The sequence below is a fragment of the Streptomyces sp. NBC_00358 genome (genome assembly GCF_036099295.1).
GTDB lineage: Bacteria > Actinomycetota > Actinomycetes > Streptomycetales > Streptomycetaceae > Streptomyces.
This window is the reverse complement of sequence record NZ_CP107976.1, coordinates 6,096,100-6,114,896: the sequence shown is the minus strand read 5'-3', so window position 1 is coordinate 6,114,896 and position 18,797 is coordinate 6,096,100. Positions and strand designations below refer to the sequence as shown.

The window sequence follows — 18,797 nt, the reverse complement described above, 5'->3', positions numbered from 1 at the left end:
ACGAAATGCAGGTATTCAGAGCCGTAACCCCTATTAACCACCCTTCGGACCAGCGTCTTCCGGTGCCCGAACGCCCGTACCTCGGGGTCCGCTTGTCCCGATTTGCCCACGGGCGGGTAACAGCGGTTAGAAGACGGCTCCCCGGCGGGAAACCCCGGTTCATGAACCACAGCACCCCGCTCTCCCCGCGCCTCCTCGGCCACCTGTCCCCCGTACGGCACCGGGTCCTGACCACCGCCCAGTTGCGCGGTCACGGCGTGACCACGGCGGACACCACCGAGCGGTGCCGGCCCGACGGGCCCTGGCAGCGGATCCTTCCGGGCGTCATCCTCCTGCGTCCCGGGCCGCCCACGCCCGAGGAACGGCTGCACGCGGCGCTGCTCTACACCGCCCGCACGACGGCCGGCATCCCCGCCCAGCCGGGCTCCGGCGTACCGCGCGCCTCCCGGCCCCCGACGGACGCCCTGATCACCGGCCTGGCGGCGCTGGCCCTGCACGGCTTCGGCTCCGCCCCGCCGCTGGTCTCCCTCGACACGATCGACGTACTGGTCCCCCGGCTGCGGCGGCTCCGTTCGACCGGCTGCGTCCGTATCGTGCGCACCACCACGCTGCCGGACCCCACGTTCGTGGCCGGTGTCCCGGTCGCGCCCGTGGCCCGCGCGCTGGCCGACGCCGTCGCGGAGCTGGGCGACGCCGCGGCCGTGCGCGAACTGCTGGCGGAGGCGGTGCGCCGCGGTCACTGCGAACCGCGCTCGGTCGTGGAGGAGCTGACGGCGGCACGGCTGCTCGGCCGCCCGCACGTGGCGGACGCCGTGGACTCACTGGTGGCGGCGGGCAGGACGACGGCGGAGAACCGCCTGTACCGGATGGTCTACGAGCACGGACTGCCCGACCCGGTCTGGAACGTCGACCTGCGGCTGCCGGGCGGTCCCCACCTCGGCGGTGTGGACGCGTACTGGCCCGGGCAGGCGGTGGCGGTCGAGCTGGACACCCGCGCCCCGTGTCAGGACGCGGACGCCGCCCGCTCCGAGTACGCCCGCAAGCGCGAGCATCTGGAGCGGCTGGGCATCACGGTCGTGCGCGTCACCCCGCGGGGGCTCCGGGACGCTATGGAACAGCAGGCCGCGGTCGTGCGCACCGCGCTGATGGCCTCGAACGACCGCGATCCGGCGGCGTACGTCATGGTGCTGCCCCGGTCGTGACGGACCGGGTGGTGCCAGGGGGAGGGAGGGGGTCCACGGGGCGTTCCGGTGGCCCCCTCCCGTTGTTCCGGTGGCGTTGTCAGTGCCCCGATCTACTGTGGGGCGAGCTGGAGGACCCGTGACCGGACGCGCCTGCCGTGACGAGCAGGACGAGAGACAGGAGACCCTGATGACGACCCTGCCCGATCGCCCGAACACCGCGCTGCTGGTGATCGACATGCAGCACGGAGCCGTGGACGGCGCCCATGACCTCCCCGGTGTGATCGCGAACATCGACACGCTCGTCGCCCGGGCGCGCGCCGAGGCGGTGCCGGTGATCTGGGTGCAGCACTCCGACGACGCGATGAAGCGGGACAGCGCGTCCTGGCAGTACGTGCCGGAGCTGGTCCGCCAGGACGCGGAGCCCCTCGTCCACAAGAACTACGGCGACTCCTTCGAGGCCACCGAGCTGGAGGACCTGCTCGCCGAGCGCGCCGTCGGCCATGTGCTGGTCACCGGTGCCCAGACCGACGCCTGTGTCCGCTCCACCCTGCACGGCGCCTTCACCCGCGGGTACGACGTGACCCTGGTCGGGGACGCCCACACCACGGAGGACCTGACGGCGTACGGCGCCCCCACACCGGCCGAGGTCATCGCCCACACCAACCTGTACTGGAAGTGGCAGAGCGCGCCCGGCCGGCGCGGGGACACCGTCGAGACGGCGAAGGTGAGCTTCGCGGCGAGAGCCGCGGACTGACGGCCTCCCCGGTCGATTCCGGCGGAGGCGCCTAGAGTCGGCCGGCCGTGGACGGCGGGGGCGGCACGTCCAGGGGCTGGGCCGGCGACTTCCCGCAGAACTCCGCCTCCACCACCGCTTCGCTGTCCCCGGTCCAGTCCCCGTTGAAGTTGAGGGCGAGGGAGTGGCGGCCGTCCGCCGTGGTGACCGCGAAGGACGACGAGCCGTGGATGCCGCCGTCGTGGCCCCAGACCTGGACGCCGCAGCTCAGCTTCAGCTCCAGGAGGCCGAGCCCGTAGCGCATGTCCGGGGCACCGTCGATGCCGACCGTCGTCCGCATCTCCGTGAGCTGCTTGCGCGGCAGCAGCCTGCCTCGCAGGAGAGCCGAGTAGAAGCGGTTCAGGTCGGCGCTGTCGGAGATCATCTCCCCCGCGGAGGAGGCCATGGAGGGGTTCAGCGCGGTGACGTCGTACGTCGGTCCCGTCGCCGTCGCGGCCAGCTTGGAGTACGCCCTGCTGCTGGGCCGCGGAACGGTCACCCGGGTACCGGGGACCGAAGTGGCGCCCAGATCAAGGGGTTTGATGATCCGGTCGCGGATCTCCGAGGCGTAGGAGCGGCCGGTGACCTTCTCGATCACCATGCCGGCCACGACGTAGTTCGTGTTCGAGTAGTTCCAGGACGTGCCGGGTGCGAAGTCCGGCTTGTGGGACAGGGCGACGGCGAGGATCTGTTCGGGAGTCACCGTGTCGTAGCGGTGCCGGAGGAATCCGTCCTTGAAGAAGTGGGTGGCGAGGAAGTCCTCGTCGGTCGTGTAGTTGAAGAGCCCGCTGGTGTGGTTGAGGAGCTGGCGGACGGTGATCCGGGTGCCGTCGTTGCCGTTGCCCCGCACCACCCCGGGCAGCCAGTGGTCCACCGTGTCGTCCAGTGACAGCCGTCCCTCCGCCTCCAGTTGGAGCAGGACGGTGGAGACGAAGGTCTTGGTGATGCTGCCGACGCGGTAGCGGTCGGCCGCGGAGCGCGGGGCGCCGGTCCGCAGGTCGCCGACGCCCGTCGTGGCGGACCACGCCCCGTGCCGGTCCACGGCGGTCGCCGTCACCCCGGGCACACCGTCGCGGACGGCCGCCTCCATGGCCTGCCGGGTCGGCGAGTGGTCGCTCCTCGCGGGCGCCGCCGCGGCGGGTCCCGCCAGCGTCACCGCGACCGCCACGGCGGTCGCCCCCACCAGTCCCGTACGTACCCTCATGTCTTCCCCATCTCACCCGTTGGACTCGGTCAACGGGACGGACACGAGGGCACATCGCCGGGTTGCCCGGACAGTGCGGGTTGGGCCGTTTTCAGCCCTTCTTCAGGATCAGCTCGGTGTTGCGGTCGCGCGAGGTGCCGGAGAGGTCGGTCCGGGCGCCGGGCGCGTTGAAGGAGAGCTCGCGGTAGAGCGCCGCGAGGCCCGTCTGGGTGAGGTCGGAGAAGTCGGTGGCGTGCGGGGCCGCGGACTCGACGAGGGTGGTGAACAGGGAGAGCGTGCCGTCCTTGTTGTCCACCAGCTCGATGACACGGGCGAGTTGGGGGAAGTCGACGTGGGAGGCGGTGCTGATCTCCCAGAAGGACCGGTTGCCGGATGCGGCGTGCGGGACGATCTCGTTCTTGTGGGTGTGGCCGTTCACCCAGGCCAGGGTGTTGGCGAAGCTCGCGAGGAGGGCGACGACCTCGCTCCCGCCGTGCCGCTTCTCGGCCGGGTGGGCGGGATCGGCGTGGGTGTTGCGCATCGTCTTGCTGGTGTGGTGGCTGAAGACGACGACGTACGAGTCCTTGTTCTCGCGCAGCGTCTTCTCCAGCCAGCGCAGTTGCGCGGTGCCGATGGAGCCTTCGTAGTGGCCGCCGGGGTCGGTGGTGTCGAGGCTGACGCCGATGACGTCCTCGGCGATGCGGAACGTGTAGTACTGCGTGCCCGCGGAGAGGTTCGCGGAGGAGTAGCCGTGCCCGATCGGGCCCGGTCCGGTGTAGGCCGGGTCGAGGTGCGCCTTGACGTACTCGGCGGGCGTGAAGGGGGCGCGCTTCTCGTCGGGCGTGACCGAGCGCATCTGCCGGGTGTGCGCCTTGAGCAGGTCGTGGAAGGCGGCGCCCTTGGGGCTGCTGCCGTCCTTGATGGTCTTGGCGAGCGCGACGCACTCCGCGGAGCCCAGGGACATCAGCTTCTTGCCGCCGACGGCGAACTCGGTGAGGTAGGAGTCGCCGCGCGATCCGTAGCAGCCGAGCGGAAGCGCGTCGTGGTTGCCGACGGTGGAGTACCAGGGCAGGCTCAGGCCGGGGCTGCGCACTTCGCTGATCGCGGCCTCCAGGAAGCCCTGGATGCGCGGGAAGCCGAGCTGCTTGTCGGCGTCGCGCAGGGCGGCGTCGGGCTGCCAGTAGGTCTTCAGGGCGCTGGCCTGGACGCCCTCGTAGTGCCGCGGGTCACCGCTGTTGGGGGTGATGCGCCCTCCGCTCATCACCTTCAGGAACCACTCCAGTTCGGTCTTGGAGTTGTTGTCGGTGTTGTCCCCGGTGGTCATGACGAAGTGCAGCGGCGAGCCGGTGACGGGGGCCCCGTGGAGGGAGTTGACGCGCTCGACCAGCGAGACGGCGCCCGCGACGGTCAGCGTCTCCTGGGGACGCCAGGCGCTCTTGTTCTGGGCGCGCAGGTACTCCAGGCGCAGCGGGTGCTGGGCGTCGGTCAGATGCAGGTCGGTGAGCTGTACGAAGGCGGCGAGCGCGGTGCGCCGGTCGGCGCGGCCCGTTCTGCCCGCGGCCAGTTCGTCGCGCACGACCCGCTTCCAGCCGGCGCCGTCGCCGAGCCGGCGGTACCCGGCGGAGCCGGAGTGCGGGGCGGCGACGCTGCTCAGTGTCGTGCCGCGGGTGTAGGGGGCGGCCGTGGCCGGGCCCTTGAGACCGGTGGCGGCCGACCGGTCCTGGGAGTGGGCGACGGAGTCGGCGACGGGCGCCTGGCCCGGCGTCACGGCGTGCGCCGGGGACTGCGGGCGCAGGGCGAGGCCGATCCCCGCGGAGAGGGACACCGCTCCGGTGGCGGCCAGCAGGGTGCGGCGGTTGAGGGCGGGTACGGCGGCGACAGAGCGTGTGCGCGGCATGGCGCGGTCTCCCCGAGTACGAACGCGTCGACAGTGGCCGCGGGGCGCTCGACACGCGAACTCCCCGCTCATACTGGATCGTTGGCATTGGGGATGACCTGCACGTTAACTGGACGGCAACGGGCGACGCCGATCACCGTACGTGGATCTTGGCGCACCCTGGGCGTCCATGGAGTCCTGTCCGAACGGCCGGTGGGCGGTCACTCCGTGTTCATCTCGCGGGGTAGGGGAGGTGTTCCGGGCCCGGCGCCCGCCTGTTCAGGGGTTGGCAGGCGAGTACGCGGGCGGGGACCAGCGCAGGGGGCTGGCGGCGGGCGTCTCGACGGCTTCGGCCGGGGTGAACCGGAGGGTCCGTTCCCCGTCGGGGGCGAACTCCGTGCGGGCCGTGCCGGTCAGCTGGAGTACCGCTCCCGAGGTCCAGTCCAGGAAGAGCAGACCGGCGCGCGGGTCGGTGGCGAGGTTGCCGAGGCTCAGGAACATGGAGTTCCCGGGATAGTCGCGCCAGTTCAGTCCGCCGTCCGGATCGACGTGCACGAAACCGGGGTTGCCACCGCGATGGCTCGCGTCGGCGCCGTGCGCGTGGACCGTGGCGAGGAAGAACGTGTCGGCGGCCCGGACGAACTCCCGCTGGGATGGCGTGAGTCCGCCGCCGTGCCGGGGAGCGCCCGGCACGCGGTCCGCCACCGTTTCGTACGCCTCCCGCTTCTGGAGGTACTTGGGGCAGTTGGCGAAGACCCGGTCGGCCTCGACCGCGAAGCCGCGCGGGGTCGGCCGGACCAGGCCGCCCAGGCGCATACGGCGGCGGGTGCGCGGGTCGAGCGCGACGGCTCCGACGGGAGTGCCCGCGGTGGCGAGCGCGGCCGTGAGCGGATCGCCGGCGGGGAGCCCGCCCGCGACCGAGACCTGCCGGGGCCCGGTGGCACGCACGAAGCCGGGTCTCCCGGTGAGCAGCGAGGCCCACACGGGTCCGCCCGCCGGGACCGCGGCGCCGACGACCAGCATCGGCTGCTGTTCGAGGAACGCGGCGACCACCGGGCGGATGCCCGAGCCGATCGCCCGGCCCACGTGGTCGGCGAGGTCGCGGACGCCGACGCGGTCCTGGACGGCCCGCGAGCCCGAGTGATACGTCATGACCGCTCCTCAGTGCCGGAAGCAGAGTGCCGGAAGAAACCGCAGGTCGGCGCGGACACGCCCGGTACCGGCGCCTCCTCGGCGCAGGTCGCCGCGAGGATCTCCGGACGGGTGCCGTCGGCCGTCTCCAGAAGGAGTCGACCCTTGCCAACATAACCCGTGTAGTTCACATTAAGGGTTAGACCCCATAGGGTCAACCGGTGACCTACTCTTGAGCGGTTAGCAGCGAAGGGAGATCCACCCATGCCCACCCGCCCCGACCCCCGCCCCCTCACCGGCGAGCCGGTCTCGCTGGACCTGCTCAACACCCGCTGGATCCAGGACGGCGCGGTGCGGGACCTGCTGGCCGACACCGAGGGCCTCGCCGTATGGCTGGCGGGCAACGGGCTCGCCTTCCCGGCCGACGACACCGTCCTGCGGCACACCCTCGAAGCCCGCGACGCCCTGCGCGCCGTGGTCGACACACCTCCCGGGCCGGCCGGCGGACCGGACGGCGCCCCGGACACCGACGGGCGGCACGGGACCACCGAAGGCGGCGACGGTCCGGCGCGTGCCGGGTCCCGGTTCGCCGCGGAGGCCGCCGCCCGCGTCGACGCCGTCCTCGCGCACGGGCGCGTCCGGCTGACCCTGACCGCCCGGGGGCCGGGCGCGACACCCGAGTTCGACGACCCCTCCTGGGGGCCGGCCTGGCTCGCCGCGCGCGACTACCTGGAGCTGCTGGACAACGCTCCGGACCGCATCCGCCGCTGCGCCCACGAGGCGTGCGTCCTGCATTTCTTCGACACCTCACGGAACGGCACCCGCCGCTGGTGCTCGATGGCCGCCTGCGGTAACCGCGCGAAGGCGTCCCGCCACTACGCGCGCACAAAAGAGAGCTGAACGACCAAGAGAGACATCCGCTCCGTCCGGGATATCCGCTCATAGCGCTTCATCGCCGACATGGCACATGGCGGAAGTACGCCATGGCTCTATCCCGCCTCGGTCAACTCTCCCCAAACAACTGCCCCTTGGGTAAAGCTGAGCGGTCATCCGGGTTCACATATCGGACTGACACGACCGTTCCGTTATCAACCGTTTTCGGAACCGGCTGTTCCACGCTCGTTCCTTTACCTACAAGGGATGCAGATGACCTCCGACCCTCAGCGCGCCCCGATATCGGGCGCGAGACGCGTGGCCCGCATAGCCGTGGCGGCGGGCCTGGTGGCCGCGCTCTCCGCGGCCGGGCCGATACCCATGGCCTTCTCCTCGGACGCGGGCGCGCCCACGGCCGACCCCGGCACCAAGTCCGCCGCCGCCAAGCTCGGTTCGACCGACGCCGACCTCCTCGCCGAGGCCAAGGCCAACGGCGACAAGAACGTCACGATGATGATCGCGACGGCTCCCGGCCAGACCGAGCAGGTCGCCAAGGAGCTCGACGCGGTCAAGGGCGGCTCGGTGGGCCGCAGTTACGACAAGCTGGGCTACGTCCGGGCCACCGTCCCGACGAGCAGGGCGGACTCGGCCATCGCCGCCGCCGTGAAGCTTCCCTCGGTGCACGGGATCGACCTGCGCCAGGAGATCGCGCTGGACGACCCCACCCCGAGCGCCGACACCGCCAAGCACGGCAACAACGCGACCACGGCGGCCACTTACCCGGGTCCCGGCAAGAACACCCCCGCCGAGAACCCCTACAACCCGTCCTTCGAGACGGGCGCCGTCGACTTCGTCAAGGACCACCCGAAGGCGGACGGCCGGGGCGTCACCATCGGCATCCTGGACTCCGGTGTCGACCTGGGCCACCCCGCGCTGCAGAAGACCACCACCGGCGAGCGCAAGATCGTCGACTGGGTCACCTCGACCGACCCGATCCTCGACAGCGACGCCACCTGGCGTCCGATGATCACCCCCGTGGCCGGGCCCACCTTCACGTACAGCGGCAAGACGTGGACGGCGCCCGCGGGTTCGTACGAGATCAGCACGTTCAAGGAGTCGGCGACGGCGGGCGGTGACGCCGCGGGCGACGCGAACCGCGACGGTGACACCACCGACGCCTGGGGCGTTCTCTACGACCCGGCGGCCGGCACGGTCACCGTGGACCTGAACAACAACAACGACTTCACCGACGACAAGCCGATGAAGCCGTACAAGGACGGCTTCCAGATCGGCTACTTCGGTACCGACAACCCGGCGACCGACGTCGTCGAGCGGCAGCCGTTCGTCGTCGAGATCCGCAAGGACGTGCCGATGGACCCGTACGGCGGGTCCTGGATCGGCAAGAAGGCCGACTTCGTCAACATCGGCGTCATCGAGGCCGAGCACGGCACCCACGTCGCGGGCATCACCGCCGCGAACGGCCTGTTCGGCGGCAAGATGAGCGGTGCCGCGCCCGGCGCGAAGATCGTCTCCTCGCGCGCCTGCACCTGGACCGGCGGCTGCACCAACGTCGCGCTCACCGAGGGCATGATCGACCTCGTCGCCAACCGCGGCGTCGACATCGTCAACATGTCCATCGGCGGTCTGCCCGCGCTCAACGACGGCAACAACGCGCGCTCCGAGCTCTACACGCGTCTCATCGACACCTACGGCGTCCAACTGGTGATCTCCGCGGGCAACTCCGGCCCCGGCGCGAACACCATCGGCGACCCGGGCCTGGCCGACAAGGTCATCTCGGTCGGCGCGACCATCTCCAAGCAGACCTGGGCCTCCAACTACGGCTCACAGGTGGAGAAGAAGTACCAGATGCTGCCCTTCTCCTCGCGCGGCCCGCGTGAGGACGGCGGCTTCACGCCGACACTGAGCGCGCCCGGCGCGTCCATCAACTCCACCCAGACCTGGATGCCGGGCTCCCCGGTCGCCGAGGCGGGCTACACCCTTCCGGCCGGCTACTCGATGCTCCAGGGCACCTCGATGGCGTCCCCGCAGGCCGCGGGCGCCTCGGCGCTGCTGCTGAGCGCGGCCAAGCAGAAGGGCATCGCCCTCAGCCCGGCCACGCTGCGCACCGCGCTGACGTCGACCGCCGACCACATCAAGGGCGTCCAGGCGTACGAGGAGGGTGCGGGCCTCATCAACATCGGTGACGCCTGGGACGCCATCAAGGACGGCGCCGCCCGCCACGACGCCGCGTCTGCCGACTACACCGTGAAGGCCCCCGTCGACACCGCGATCGACTACGCGCTGAAGACCCCGGGCTTCGGCACCGGCCTGTACGACCGCGAGGGCGGTCTCAAGGCGGGCGAGCGCAAGACGTACGACGTCACCATCACGCGTACCTCGGGCCCGGACCGGCCGGTCCGGCACGAGCTGTACTTCGAGAACAACGCCTCCGACACCTTCCGGATCCTCGGCAAGGACGAGGTGAACCTCCCGCTCAACCAGCCGGTGACCGTCAAGGTCCAGGCCGCGCCGAAGTCGGCCGGCCTCAAGAGCGCGATCCTGGAGGTCGACGACCCGCGGACCGTCGGCGTCGACAAGCAGATCCTGTCGACCGTCGTGGTCTCGGCTCCCCTCAAGTACACCTACGCCGCGTCGGGTTCGGTGCAGCGCAACAGCACCACCTCGTACTTCGTCACGGTCCCCGAGGGCGCCAAGTCCCTGGAGGTCGCGATCGGCGGGCTGAAGGACAAGAGCCAGACCCGGTTCATCGCGATCCACCCGTACGGCGTCCCGGTCGACAACACCGGTACCCCGTACTGCTACAACAACTACCTCGACGGCAACGGCTGCAAGCCCGACGTGCGTTCGTACGCGGACCCGCAGCCCGGTGTCTGGGAGGTCGAGGTCGAGGCGCGCCGTACGTCGCCGCTGCTCGACAACCCGTACAAGCTCGATGTCGCCGTGCTCGGCGCGGCCTTCGACCCGGCCGTCGTGACCGTCCCCGAGGCCAAGGTCGGCACCCCGGCCACCGCCTCGTGGAAGGTGACGAACAACTTCGCCGCGCTGGACGGCAAGCTGAAGGGCGGCCCGCTCGGTTCCTCCAAGAACGCGCGGCCGACCATCACCGAGGGCGTCACGCAGACCACCACGGTCGACGTGCCCGCCGGCGCCGCCTCGCTCGACGTGGCCATCGGCAACGTCTCGGACACCGCGGCCGACCTCGACCTGACGGTGTACAACGCCGCCGGGGCCGTCGTCGGACAGTCCGCGGACGGCGACTCCGAGGAGGCCGTCTCCATCGCCTCCCCCGCCGCCGGGACGTACACCATCGAGGTCGCCGGCTACTCGGTCCCGTCGGGCTCGACCGCGTACGACTACCGGGACGTGTTCTTCTCGACCGCGCTCGGCACGGTCTCGGTCGACGACTCCACCCCGGTGAAGCTCGCCACCGGCGCCTCGGCCACGGTGTCCGGGTCGGTCACCGCCGCCGCGGCGGCACCCGAGGGACGCGAGTTCTTCGGTCAGGTCCAGCTGGTGAACGCGCGCGGCACGGTCGCGGGCCTCGGCAGCGTGAAGATCGAGAAGGTCACGCCGTAGCGGTGTGACCGCCGGCCGCGCGAGCGGTCCGGGTGAACGGGGCGGGCGTCCGGACACGGACGCCCGCCCTCGTCAGCTCGCGCACTTCGTCGACCGGGACTCGGGCAGCGCCTTGACGATCCAGGACCGGTCGCGGGCGATGTCCCGCTCCCCCGTGGACCAGATGTCGGGCGTCGTGGCGTGCCGCGGGATGCCGACCAGCACCTCGTCGCCCCGGCTCAGGCGCGGTTCGACGTCCCTGTCCATCAGGAAGCTGACCTCCTTCGCGCCCGTGGCCGGCTTGTAGTAGTGGTAGACGTCGAGGGTGATCCGGTCCTGGGTGGTGCCGTGGACGGCGGCCACCTCGGTGACCGTGCCCTCCGCGATGAGCCGGGAGCAGGCGATATAGCCGGGTGCACTCTGCGAACCCTCGCCGGGGCGGGAGGGAGCACTCTGCGAACTCTCGCCGGTGCGGGCCCCCTTGGCGTCGGCGGAGCCCGAGACGTCCGTGCGGCCCGCCCCGCCGTGCGCGACCAGCCAGCCCATCCCCACGACCAGCGCGGCCACCCCGGCGGCCGCAAGGGTGCCGACGGCGAAGGCGCCGGGGCGCCGGGAGCGCTTCCTCGGGACGCCCCCAGGACGCCCGCCCCCGGACGCCCGCGATCCCCGCGCCCGCTGGTGCTGCCCGGACTCCGTGAGCCTCTTGAACCCCTTGGCCTGCTTGGACCCGTCGGGCTTCCGGGTCGCGCGGGCCGGCTCGGTCGACCCTCCGGCGTCCGCCAGCGCGTCGCCGATGATGATCAGTTGCTCCCGGAGCACGTCCGCGTCCGCGACGGCCGACCGGTGTTCGGCCATGAACACGATGTCGTCGCGGGCGCCTTCGGGCAGCGCGGTGTCCGTGATCGCGGCCATCAGCGCGTCGATACCCTCGTACTCGGCCACGTCACACCACCTCGTCCTCGTGCAGGCGGGCGCGCAGCGCGCGGACCGCCGTGTGCAGCCTGCTCTTGACCGTGCCCTCGGGTATGCCGAGTTCGTCGGCGATGTCACGCACGGGCAGGTCGGCGTAGAACCGCAGGACGAGGACCTGGCGCTGGGAGTCGGGCAGTTCGTCCAGCCCCTGGGCGACGGCCAGCGAGAGCACGCTGGCCTCCTCGTCGGAGGGTTGCTCCAACTGCCGCAGCGAGGCCAGGCGTTCGCCCAGCCGCTCCTGCCGGCGCTTGGCCCGGTGCCAGTCCATCGCCAGGTTCGAGGCGACGACCGCAGCCCAGGCCGACACATCGCGCGGCGCCTCGTCCCCCTTGGCGGCACGCTCCAGCAACCGCAGCCGGACCTGCTGTACCCCGTCCGGCAGGTCCGCCTGCGGTACGCCGCCGAGCGCGAGCACGGCCCGCACCCGGCGTTCCTGAGTCGCGTCCAGGGGATCGTCCACCCCCGGCGCCCGACGTGGCTTTCTGCGCAGCACAGCCCCCCCTCCCCTCCCGCGTCTCCCCTAGGACGCCGGTGCGGGTCAAAACGTTCGGCCCGTGCCGAGTCGTACGTCACACCGGCCCGAATCCCTGACGGCGCCCACACCGTACGGCTTGCGGTGCCCCTCCGTCACCGGGCGATTTCTTCGTACGGGAGCGCCCGGCGACCGCAGGATCGGGCCCGGCCGTGCGGGTCCCGGCGTCCCACGCTTCGAGCGGCTCGGCGAAAGGATTGGACACGCGGACCCGGGTCAGACGCATGATGGAAGCGCTGGACCACGTAAAACGCACGCTAAGGGAGTCGCCGTGAGGGTCGGAATCGTCGGAGCCACCGGGATGGTCGGCACAGCCATGCGCAGGATCCTCGTCGAGCGGGCCTTCCCGGTCGAGGAGCTGCGCCTGTTCGCCTCGGCCCGTTCGGCGGGGACGGTCGTCGACGGTGTCACGGTGGAGGACGCTTCCACGGCGGACTACTCGGGCCTGGACATCGTGCTGTTCTCCGCGGGCGGCGCCACCTCCAAGGCGCTGGCCGAGAAGGTCGCCTCGCAGGGCGCGGTCGTGATCGACAACTCCTCCGCCTGGCGCAAGGACCCCGAGGTCCCCCTCGTCGTCTCCGAGGTGAACCCGCACGCGATCGCCGACCGCCCCAAGGGCATCATCGCCAACCCGAACTGCACGACGATGGCCGCGATGCCGGTCCTGAAGCCGCTGCACGAGGAGGCGGGCCTGGAGGCACTGGTCGTGGCCACCTACCAGGCGGTGTCCGGCTCGGGTGTCGCCGGTGTGGCGGAGCTGCACGGCCAGGCACTGAAGGTCGTCGGCGACGCCGACAAGCTGACCCACGACGGCGACGCGGTCGACTTCCCCGAGCCGCAGGTCTACAAGCGCCCCATCGCCTTCAACGTGCTCCCCCTCGCGGGCTCGATCGTCGACGACGGTCTGAACGAGACCGACGAGGAGCAGAAGCTGCGCAACGAGTCCCGCAAGATCCTGGAGATCCCGGCCCTCAAGGTCTCCGGCACCTGCGTGCGTGTCCCGGTCTTCTCCGGACACTCCCTCCAGGTGAACGCCCGCTTCGCGCGTCCGCTCTCCGCCGAGCGCGCCACCGAGCTCCTCGCGGGTGCCCCGGGCGTCGCCCTCTCCGACATCCCGACCCCGCTCCAGGCCGCCGGCAAGGACGCCTCGTACGTCGGCCGCATCCGGCCGGACGAGACCGCCGACAACGGCCTCGCGCTGTTCATCTCCAACGACAACCTCCGCAAGGGCGCCGCGCTGAACGCGGTGCAGATCGCGGAGCTGGTGGCGGCCGAGCTCAAGGGCTGACGCCAGGATCCACCGCGCGTCCGAGGGGGCGGGGCACCGGCCGGTGCCCCGCCCCCTCGGGTTTCGGCCGGTGCGGCGCTTCGGCGGCGTCCCGGGGGAGACAGCGGATAGCGTCACGTCGTACCCGCGTGACGAAAGTCCGGAGGTCCCCGTGGTCGTCGATGCCGTGTGCCGCAGTTGCGGAAAACCGCTGCCCGAGCGGGCCGGGCGTACGGGGCGCAGTTCCCTGTACTGCTCCGCCGCCTGCCGGCAGAAGGCGTACCGGGACCGCCGGACGGCGCCGGCCGACACCGTGCGCGGGCTGATCGAGGAGGTCGGGCGCCAGGTCGAGGCGCTGGTGCCGCAGCCGCCGTCCGTCTTCTACTCCGGCGTGAGCGAACTGGCCTCCTCGGTCGGACGGCTGCGCCGCGTCGCCCGGGTCGCCCGGGACACCGCGAAGGACGATTACGTCACCCGCGCCGCCGTGACGAAAGCGGCGGGCGCACCGGCTCCCGCCGCCGAAGGCGGCACCGCGGACCGCACCGGCGACCCGGCGGCGGCCCCAGGCGGCTCCACCGGCGGCCACGCAGCGGCCACCGCAGCGGCCACCGGGGCGACCTCCGGCGCGGCCGGGGTAGCGGCCCCGCCGGGCTCCACCGCGGCCGGGGAAGCGGCCACCGAGGACTCCACCGCGGCGCGCCCCTCGCTCGGTGAGAGCGACTTCGCCGCGCTCGTCGAGCCGTACCGGCGTGAGCTGCGCGTGCACTGCTACCGCATGGCGGGCTCGTACGACGACGCCGAGGATCTCGTCCAGGAGACCTTCCTGCGGGCCTGGCGGGCGCGGGAGGGCTACGCGGGGCGGGCGAGCCTGCGGACCTGGCTGTACCGGATCGCCACCAACACCTGTCTGGACTTCCAGCGGCGCACGGCCCGCCGCCCCCAGCGCTACGAGCCGCTCCCCGGCATGAACCACGGCACGGCCGAACCCCCGGCCCGCGTCACCTGGCTCCAGCCGTACCCCGACGAGGACCTGCCCTCGGCCGAGGAGCAGCCGGACGCCCTTGCCGTCTCCCGCGAGACCCTGGAGCTCGTCTTCCTGGCCGCCATCCAGCATCTGCCGGCCCGCCAGCGCGCCGTCCTGGTCCTGCGCGACGTTCTCGGGTTCTCCGCCGCCGAGACCGCCGAGTCCCTGGAGATGACGGTCGCCTCGGTCAACAGCGCCCTGCAGCGCGCCCGGCCCACCCTGCGCGACCGCCTGCCCGCCCGCCGCACGGACTGGACCGCCGAGCCGGACGAGCGCGAGCGCGAGATCCTCGGGCGGTACATGGCCGCCGCCGAACGCCTGGACCTCGACGCGTTCACCGGCCTGCTCAGCGAGGACATCAAGCTCACCATGCCGCCGAACCCGTTCTGGTTCGTCGGACGTGACGCGATCACCGAGTTCCTGCGGATCAGCCTCGACCCCGCGTCCCCGCTGTTCCTCGGCCACTGGCGCCACCTTCCCGCCCGCGCCAACGGCGGACTCGCGGCCGGGGGCTATGTGCGCCGCCCGGGTACGACCGTGTACCGCGCCCAGGTGCTCGACGTACTGCGCGTCGAGGGCGATCGCATCGTGGAGATCACCTCGTTCGAACCGCACCTGTTCCCGGCGTTCGGACTGCCGCTGCGGCTCCCGGCCGACCGATGAGCCGGGCCGATGGACCAGGCCGATCGAACCAGGCCTATCGAACCGGGCCGATCGAACCGGGCCGACGCGGCCGACCGATGAGTCGGGGCGGGCCTGTACGTCTGCATGACCGACACGTACGGCCGGACACCCTCAGGAGAGATCATCATGCTGCTCACCGACAAGACCGCGGTCATCTACGGCGCCGGCGGATCCATCGGCGGTGCCGTCGCCCGCACCTTCGCCCGTGAGGGTGCCCGGGTGCACCTGGTGGGGCGCACGGCGAAGACACTGGACGCGGTGGCCTCGGACATCGCGGCGGCGGGCGGGCACGCCGAGACCGCGGTGCTCGACGCGCTGGACGAGACGGCGGTCACCACGCACATCGCCTCCCTGGACGCCGTCGACGTCTCCTTCAACCTCGTCACGCGCGGCGATGTGCAGGGCGTTCCCCTGCTCGACCTGCCGGTCGAGGACTTCGTACGGCCCGTCGAGACCGGTGTCCGCACCAACTTCATCACCGCCCGCGCCGCCGCCCGTCGCATGGCCGAGGCGGGCTCGGGCGTGGTGCTCACGCTCGACAGCGGCTCCGCGCACGGCAGTCCGATGATGGGCGGCACCGGACCCGCGGACGCGGCGATCGACACGCTGGTGCGGAACCTGGCGGCGGAGCTGGGACCGCGCGGACTGCGGGTGGTGGGCCTGTGGGCGGCGGGGGTGCCCGAGACCCTGACCCGGGAGAAGCTGCTCGCGGTCGACAGCGCCATGGACCTCGACGAAGCGGCACTCCAGGGGCTGCTCGCGAACCTCGCGGGGATGCGCATGACCCGCCGCAACCCCACCCTGGCCGAGATCGCCGCCACCGCCGCGTTCCTCGCCTCCGACCTGGCGGGCGGCATCACCGGCACGTTCGTCAACGTGACGGGCGGAATGGTCCCCCACTGAGCCCGGGGCACACGGCCGAACGCGCGGAACCACGGCGTACGGCAGTGGGCGGGACACCGAACCGGTGTCCCGCCCACGGTCCGGGCGCCGGCACGAAGGCCGGCGCCCGGACGATGCCCCCTCACCCGGGTGAGGGGACTACGCCGTCGGCGCCTGCGCGTCCGCGGCCTGGGCCTTCAGGGCCCGCTCCACACCCGAGCGGGACTCCGAGACGAGTCGTCGCAGAGCGGCGTTCGGCTCGGCCGTGGCCAGCCACGCGTCCGTCTTGGCGAGGGTCTCCTCGGCGACGTGGACGCCCGGGTAGAGACCGGTCGCGATCTGCTGCGCGATCTCGTGCGAGCGGGCGTCCCAGATCTCCTTGACCACGGCGAAGTACTTGTCCGTGTACGGGGCGAGCAGCTCACGCTGGTCGGACTGGACGAAGCCCGCGATGACCGCTTCCTGCACGGCGTTCGGGAGCTTGTCGGACTCGACGACCGCGGCCCATGCCTCCGCCTTCGCCTCCTCGGTGGGACGGGCGGCGCGGGCGGTGGCCGCGTGCCGCTCACCGGCGGCCGTCTTGTCGCGCTCGTACTCGGCGGCGATCTCCGCGTCGTCGAAGCGTCCGACGGCCGCGAGCCGCTGCACGAACGCCCAGCGCAGTTCGGTGTCGACGGCCAGGCCCTCGATGGTCTCGCGGCCTTCGAGCAGCGCCTCCAGGAGGTCGAGCTGCTCCGGCGTGCGCGCGGTCGCCGCGAAGGCGCGCGCCCAGGCGAGCTGGTGGTCGCCGCCGGCCTCGGCCGAGCGCAGGTGGGCGAGGGTCGCGTCGGTCCAGCGGGTCAGCAGGGCCTCGCGGGCGGTCGGGTCGGCGTACAGCTCGATCGCCAGCTTCACCTGCCGGTGCAGTGACTGCACGACACCGATGTCGGACTCCTTGCCGATGCCGGACAGCACCAGCGCCAGGTAGTCGCGGGTGGCGAGCTCGGCGTCGCGGGTCATGTCCCAGGCCGAGGCCCAGCACAGGGCGCGCGGCAGGGAGGACTCGAAGTCGCCGAGGTGCTCGGTGACGAACGCGAGCGAGTCCTCGTCGAGGCGGACCTTGGCGTACGACAGGTCGTCGTCGTTGAGCAGGACCACGTCGGGGCGGCGCCTGCCGACGAGCTCCGGTACGGCGGTCAGCTCCCCGTCCACGTCCAGTTCGAGGCGCTCGTCACGCACCAGCTTGCCGCTGCCGCCCTCGGCGCCGTCGAAGTCGTACAGGCCGACCGCGATGCGGTGCGGGCGCAGCGTCGGCTCGCCCTGGGCGCCGGCGGGCAGGGCCGGGGCCTCCTGGCGGATGGCGAAGGAGGTGATGACACCGTCGGCGTCGGTCTCGATCTCCGGGCGCAGGATGTTGATCCCGGCGGTCTGGAGCCACTTCTGCGCCCAGGTCCCGAGGTCGCGTCCGGAGGTCTCCTCCAGGGCGCCGAGCAGGTCGGAAAGCTGGGTGTTCCCGAACGCGTGGGCCTTGAAGTAGGCCTGGACGCCGCTGAAGAACTCGTCCATGCCGACATAGGCGACGAGCTGCTTGAGGACGGAGGCGCCCTTGGCGTACGTGATGCCGTCGAAGTTGACGAGCACGTCGTCGAGGTCGCGGATCTCGGCCATGATCGGGTGGGTGGAGGGGAGCTGGTCCTGCCGGTACGCCCAGGTCTTCATGGAGTTGGCGAAGGTGGTCCAGGAGTGCGGCCACCGGCTGTCGGGGTGGTAGGCCTGGCAGGCGATGGAGGTGTAGGTGGCGAACGACTCGTTCAGCCAGAGGTCGTTCCACCACTCCATCGTCACGAGGTCGCCGAACCACATGTGGGCCAGCTCGTGCAGGATCGTCTCGGCGCGCAGCTCGTAGGCGGCGTCGGTGACCTTGGAGCGGAAGACGTACTGGTCGCGGATGGTGACCGCGCCCGCGTTCTCCATCGCGCCCGCGTTGAACTCGGGCACGAAGAGCTGGTCGTACTTCTCGAACGGGTACGCGTAGTCGAACTTCTCCTGGAACCAGTCGAAGCCCTGCCGGGTGACCTCGAAGATCGCGTCCGAGTCGAGGAACTCGGCGAGCGAGGGGCGACAGTAGATGCCGAGCGGGACGGTCCGTCCGTCCTTCTCGTACACGCTGTGCACCGAGTGGTACGGGCCGACGATCAGCGCGGTGATGTACGTGGAGATCCGCGGCGTCGGCTCGAAGACCCAGACGTCGTCCTTGGGCTCCGGGGTCGGCGAGTTGGAGATGACCGTCCAGCCGGACGGCGCCTTCACGGTGAACTGGAAGGTGGCCTTCAGGTCGGGCTGTTCGAAGGACGCGAAGACGCGGCGCGCGTCCGGCACCTCGAACTGGGTGTAGAGGTAGGCCTGCTGGTCGACGGGGTCGACGAACCGGTGCAGTCCCTCACCGGTGTTGGTGTACGCGCAGTCCGCGACGACACGGACGATGTTGCGCCCCTCCAGGAGCCCGGACAGCGCGATCCGCGAGTCCTCGAAGACCTCGGCCGCGTCGAGCGGGTCGCCGTTGAGAGTGACCTCGTGGACGGCCGGGGCCACCAGGTCGATGAACGTCTCCGCGCCGGTCTCGGCGGAGTCGAAGCGCACCGTGGTCACGGACCGGTAGGTGCCGCCCTCCTGCGCGCCGGAGAGGTCGAGTTCGACCTCGTACGAGTCAACGGTGAGCAGTTTCGCGCGCTGCTGCGCCTCTTCGCGGGTCAGGTTTGTGCCAGGCACGCGGTCATCTCCTCGTTATGTGTGGGTTGCGTCATCCTTCCACGGGACCCTCGCACAGCGCGATGTCCGTTTCCCGCCGGTGCCGGGCGGGCG

Annotated in this window: 13 protein-coding genes; 7 read left to right on the top strand and 6 right to left on the bottom strand. The window is 71.6% G+C overall.

Going from position 1 to position 18,797, the window contains the following annotated elements:
* The first annotated feature begins 161 nt into the window (after positions 1–161).
* Positions 162–1,202 (top strand): hypothetical protein, encoded by a 1,041-nt coding sequence (locus tag OHT01_RS26030; RefSeq protein WP_328555537.1) that lies wholly within the window; start codon positions 162–164, stop codon positions 1,200–1,202.
* 169 nt (positions 1,203–1,371) lie between these two features.
* Positions 1,372–1,938 carry an isochorismatase family protein gene (locus OHT01_RS26025; protein WP_328558265.1) on the top strand — a complete coding sequence of 189 codons (567 nt, stop codon included), beginning with the start codon at positions 1,372–1,374 and terminating at the stop codon, positions 1,936–1,938.
* A gap of 31 nt (positions 1,939–1,969) precedes the next feature.
* Here the strand turns inward: OHT01_RS26025 and OHT01_RS26020 are convergent, their stop codons facing one another.
* The 3 genes from OHT01_RS26020 to OHT01_RS26010 form a co-directional block, all read right to left on the bottom strand.
* The gene (locus OHT01_RS26020; RefSeq protein ID WP_328555536.1) at positions 1,970–3,160 is read right to left on the bottom strand and encodes a serine hydrolase domain-containing protein; all 1,191 of its coding nucleotides are present in this window, start codon (positions 3,158–3,160) and stop codon (positions 1,970–1,972) included.
* Positions 3,161–3,251: 91 nt separating this feature from the next.
* Positions 3,252–5,036 carry a TIGR03767 family metallophosphoesterase gene (locus tag OHT01_RS26015; protein ID WP_328555535.1) on the bottom strand — a complete coding sequence of 595 codons (1,785 nt, stop codon included), beginning with the start codon at positions 5,034–5,036 and terminating at the stop codon, positions 3,252–3,254.
* Positions 5,037–5,294: 258 nt separating this feature from the next.
* Positions 5,295–6,167 carry a pyridoxamine 5'-phosphate oxidase family protein gene (locus OHT01_RS26010; protein WP_328555534.1) on the bottom strand — a complete coding sequence of 291 codons (873 nt, stop codon included), beginning with the start codon at positions 6,165–6,167 and terminating at the stop codon, positions 5,295–5,297.
* A gap of 243 nt (positions 6,168–6,410) precedes the next feature.
* Here OHT01_RS26010 and OHT01_RS26005 point away from each other — a divergent pair, with 243 nt between their 5' ends.
* Entirely contained in the window at positions 6,411–7,046 is a 636-nt protein-coding gene (locus OHT01_RS26005) for a CGNR zinc finger domain-containing protein (RefSeq protein ID WP_328555533.1), read from the top strand.
* A gap of 246 nt (positions 7,047–7,292) precedes the next feature.
* The gene (locus OHT01_RS26000) at positions 7,293–10,616 is read left to right on the top strand and encodes a S8 family serine peptidase (RefSeq protein ID WP_328555532.1); all 3,324 of its coding nucleotides are present in this window, start codon (positions 7,293–7,295) and stop codon (positions 10,614–10,616) included.
* Positions 10,617–10,688: 72 nt separating this feature from the next.
* Here OHT01_RS26000 and OHT01_RS25995 read toward each other — a convergent pair whose 3' ends face one another.
* Complete coding sequence (locus OHT01_RS25995; protein ID WP_328555531.1) at positions 10,689–11,537, bottom strand: hypothetical protein; 849 nt, start codon at positions 11,535–11,537, stop codon at positions 10,689–10,691.
* A gap of 1 nt (position 11,538) precedes the next feature.
* Positions 11,539–12,060: a sigma-70 family RNA polymerase sigma factor gene (locus OHT01_RS25990; RefSeq protein WP_328555530.1), complete on the bottom strand. Its 522-nt coding sequence runs from the start codon at positions 12,058–12,060 to the stop codon at positions 11,539–11,541.
* A 310-nt stretch (positions 12,061–12,370) separates the two neighbouring features.
* On the opposite strand from OHT01_RS25990, the gene OHT01_RS25985 reads away from it, so the two are divergent.
* From OHT01_RS25985 to OHT01_RS25975, 3 genes are all read left to right on the top strand, one after another.
* Positions 12,371–13,387, top strand: a complete 1,017-nt coding sequence (locus tag OHT01_RS25985; RefSeq protein WP_328555529.1) for an aspartate-semialdehyde dehydrogenase — start codon at positions 12,371–12,373, stop codon at positions 13,385–13,387.
* 166 nt (positions 13,388–13,553) lie between these two features.
* Positions 13,554–15,053 carry a sigma-70 family RNA polymerase sigma factor gene (locus OHT01_RS25980; protein WP_443043549.1) on the top strand — a complete coding sequence of 500 codons (1,500 nt, stop codon included), beginning with the start codon at positions 13,554–13,556 and terminating at the stop codon, positions 15,051–15,053.
* A 147-nt stretch (positions 15,054–15,200) separates the two neighbouring features.
* Positions 15,201–15,977 carry an SDR family NAD(P)-dependent oxidoreductase gene (locus OHT01_RS25975; protein WP_328558264.1) on the top strand — a complete coding sequence of 259 codons (777 nt, stop codon included), beginning with the start codon at positions 15,201–15,203 and terminating at the stop codon, positions 15,975–15,977.
* Between the two features lie 138 nt (positions 15,978–16,115).
* Here the strand turns inward: OHT01_RS25975 and pepN are convergent, their stop codons facing one another.
* Positions 16,116–18,704, bottom strand: coding sequence for an aminopeptidase N (gene pepN, locus OHT01_RS25970; RefSeq protein ID WP_328555527.1), 2,589 nt, complete (start codon positions 18,702–18,704; stop codon positions 16,116–16,118).
* Between the last annotated feature and the right edge of the window lie 93 nt (positions 18,705–18,797).

Coding starts and splice junctions, on each gene's coding strand:
- OHT01_RS26000 (WP_328555532.1), top strand. CDS start 7,293: ATGACCTCCGACCCTCAGCGCGCCCCGATATCGGGCGCGAGACGCGTG.
- OHT01_RS26010 (WP_328555534.1), bottom strand. CDS start 6,167: ATGACGTATCACTCGGGCTCGCGGGCCGTCCAGGACCGCGTCGGCGTC.
- OHT01_RS26030 (WP_328555537.1), top strand. CDS start 162: ATGAACCACAGCACCCCGCTCTCCCCGCGCCTCCTCGGCCACCTGTCC.
- OHT01_RS26020 (WP_328555536.1), bottom strand. CDS start 3,160: ATGAGGGTACGTACGGGACTGGTGGGGGCGACCGCCGTGGCGGTCGCG.
- OHT01_RS26015 (WP_328555535.1), bottom strand. CDS start 5,036: ATGCCGCGCACACGCTCTGTCGCCGCCGTACCCGCCCTCAACCGCCGC.
- OHT01_RS26005 (WP_328555533.1), top strand. CDS start 6,411: ATGCCCACCCGCCCCGACCCCCGCCCCCTCACCGGCGAGCCGGTCTCG.
- OHT01_RS26025 (WP_328558265.1), top strand. CDS start 1,372: ATGACGACCCTGCCCGATCGCCCGAACACCGCGCTGCTGGTGATCGAC.
- OHT01_RS25975 (WP_328558264.1), top strand. CDS start 15,201: ATGCTGCTCACCGACAAGACCGCGGTCATCTACGGCGCCGGCGGATCC.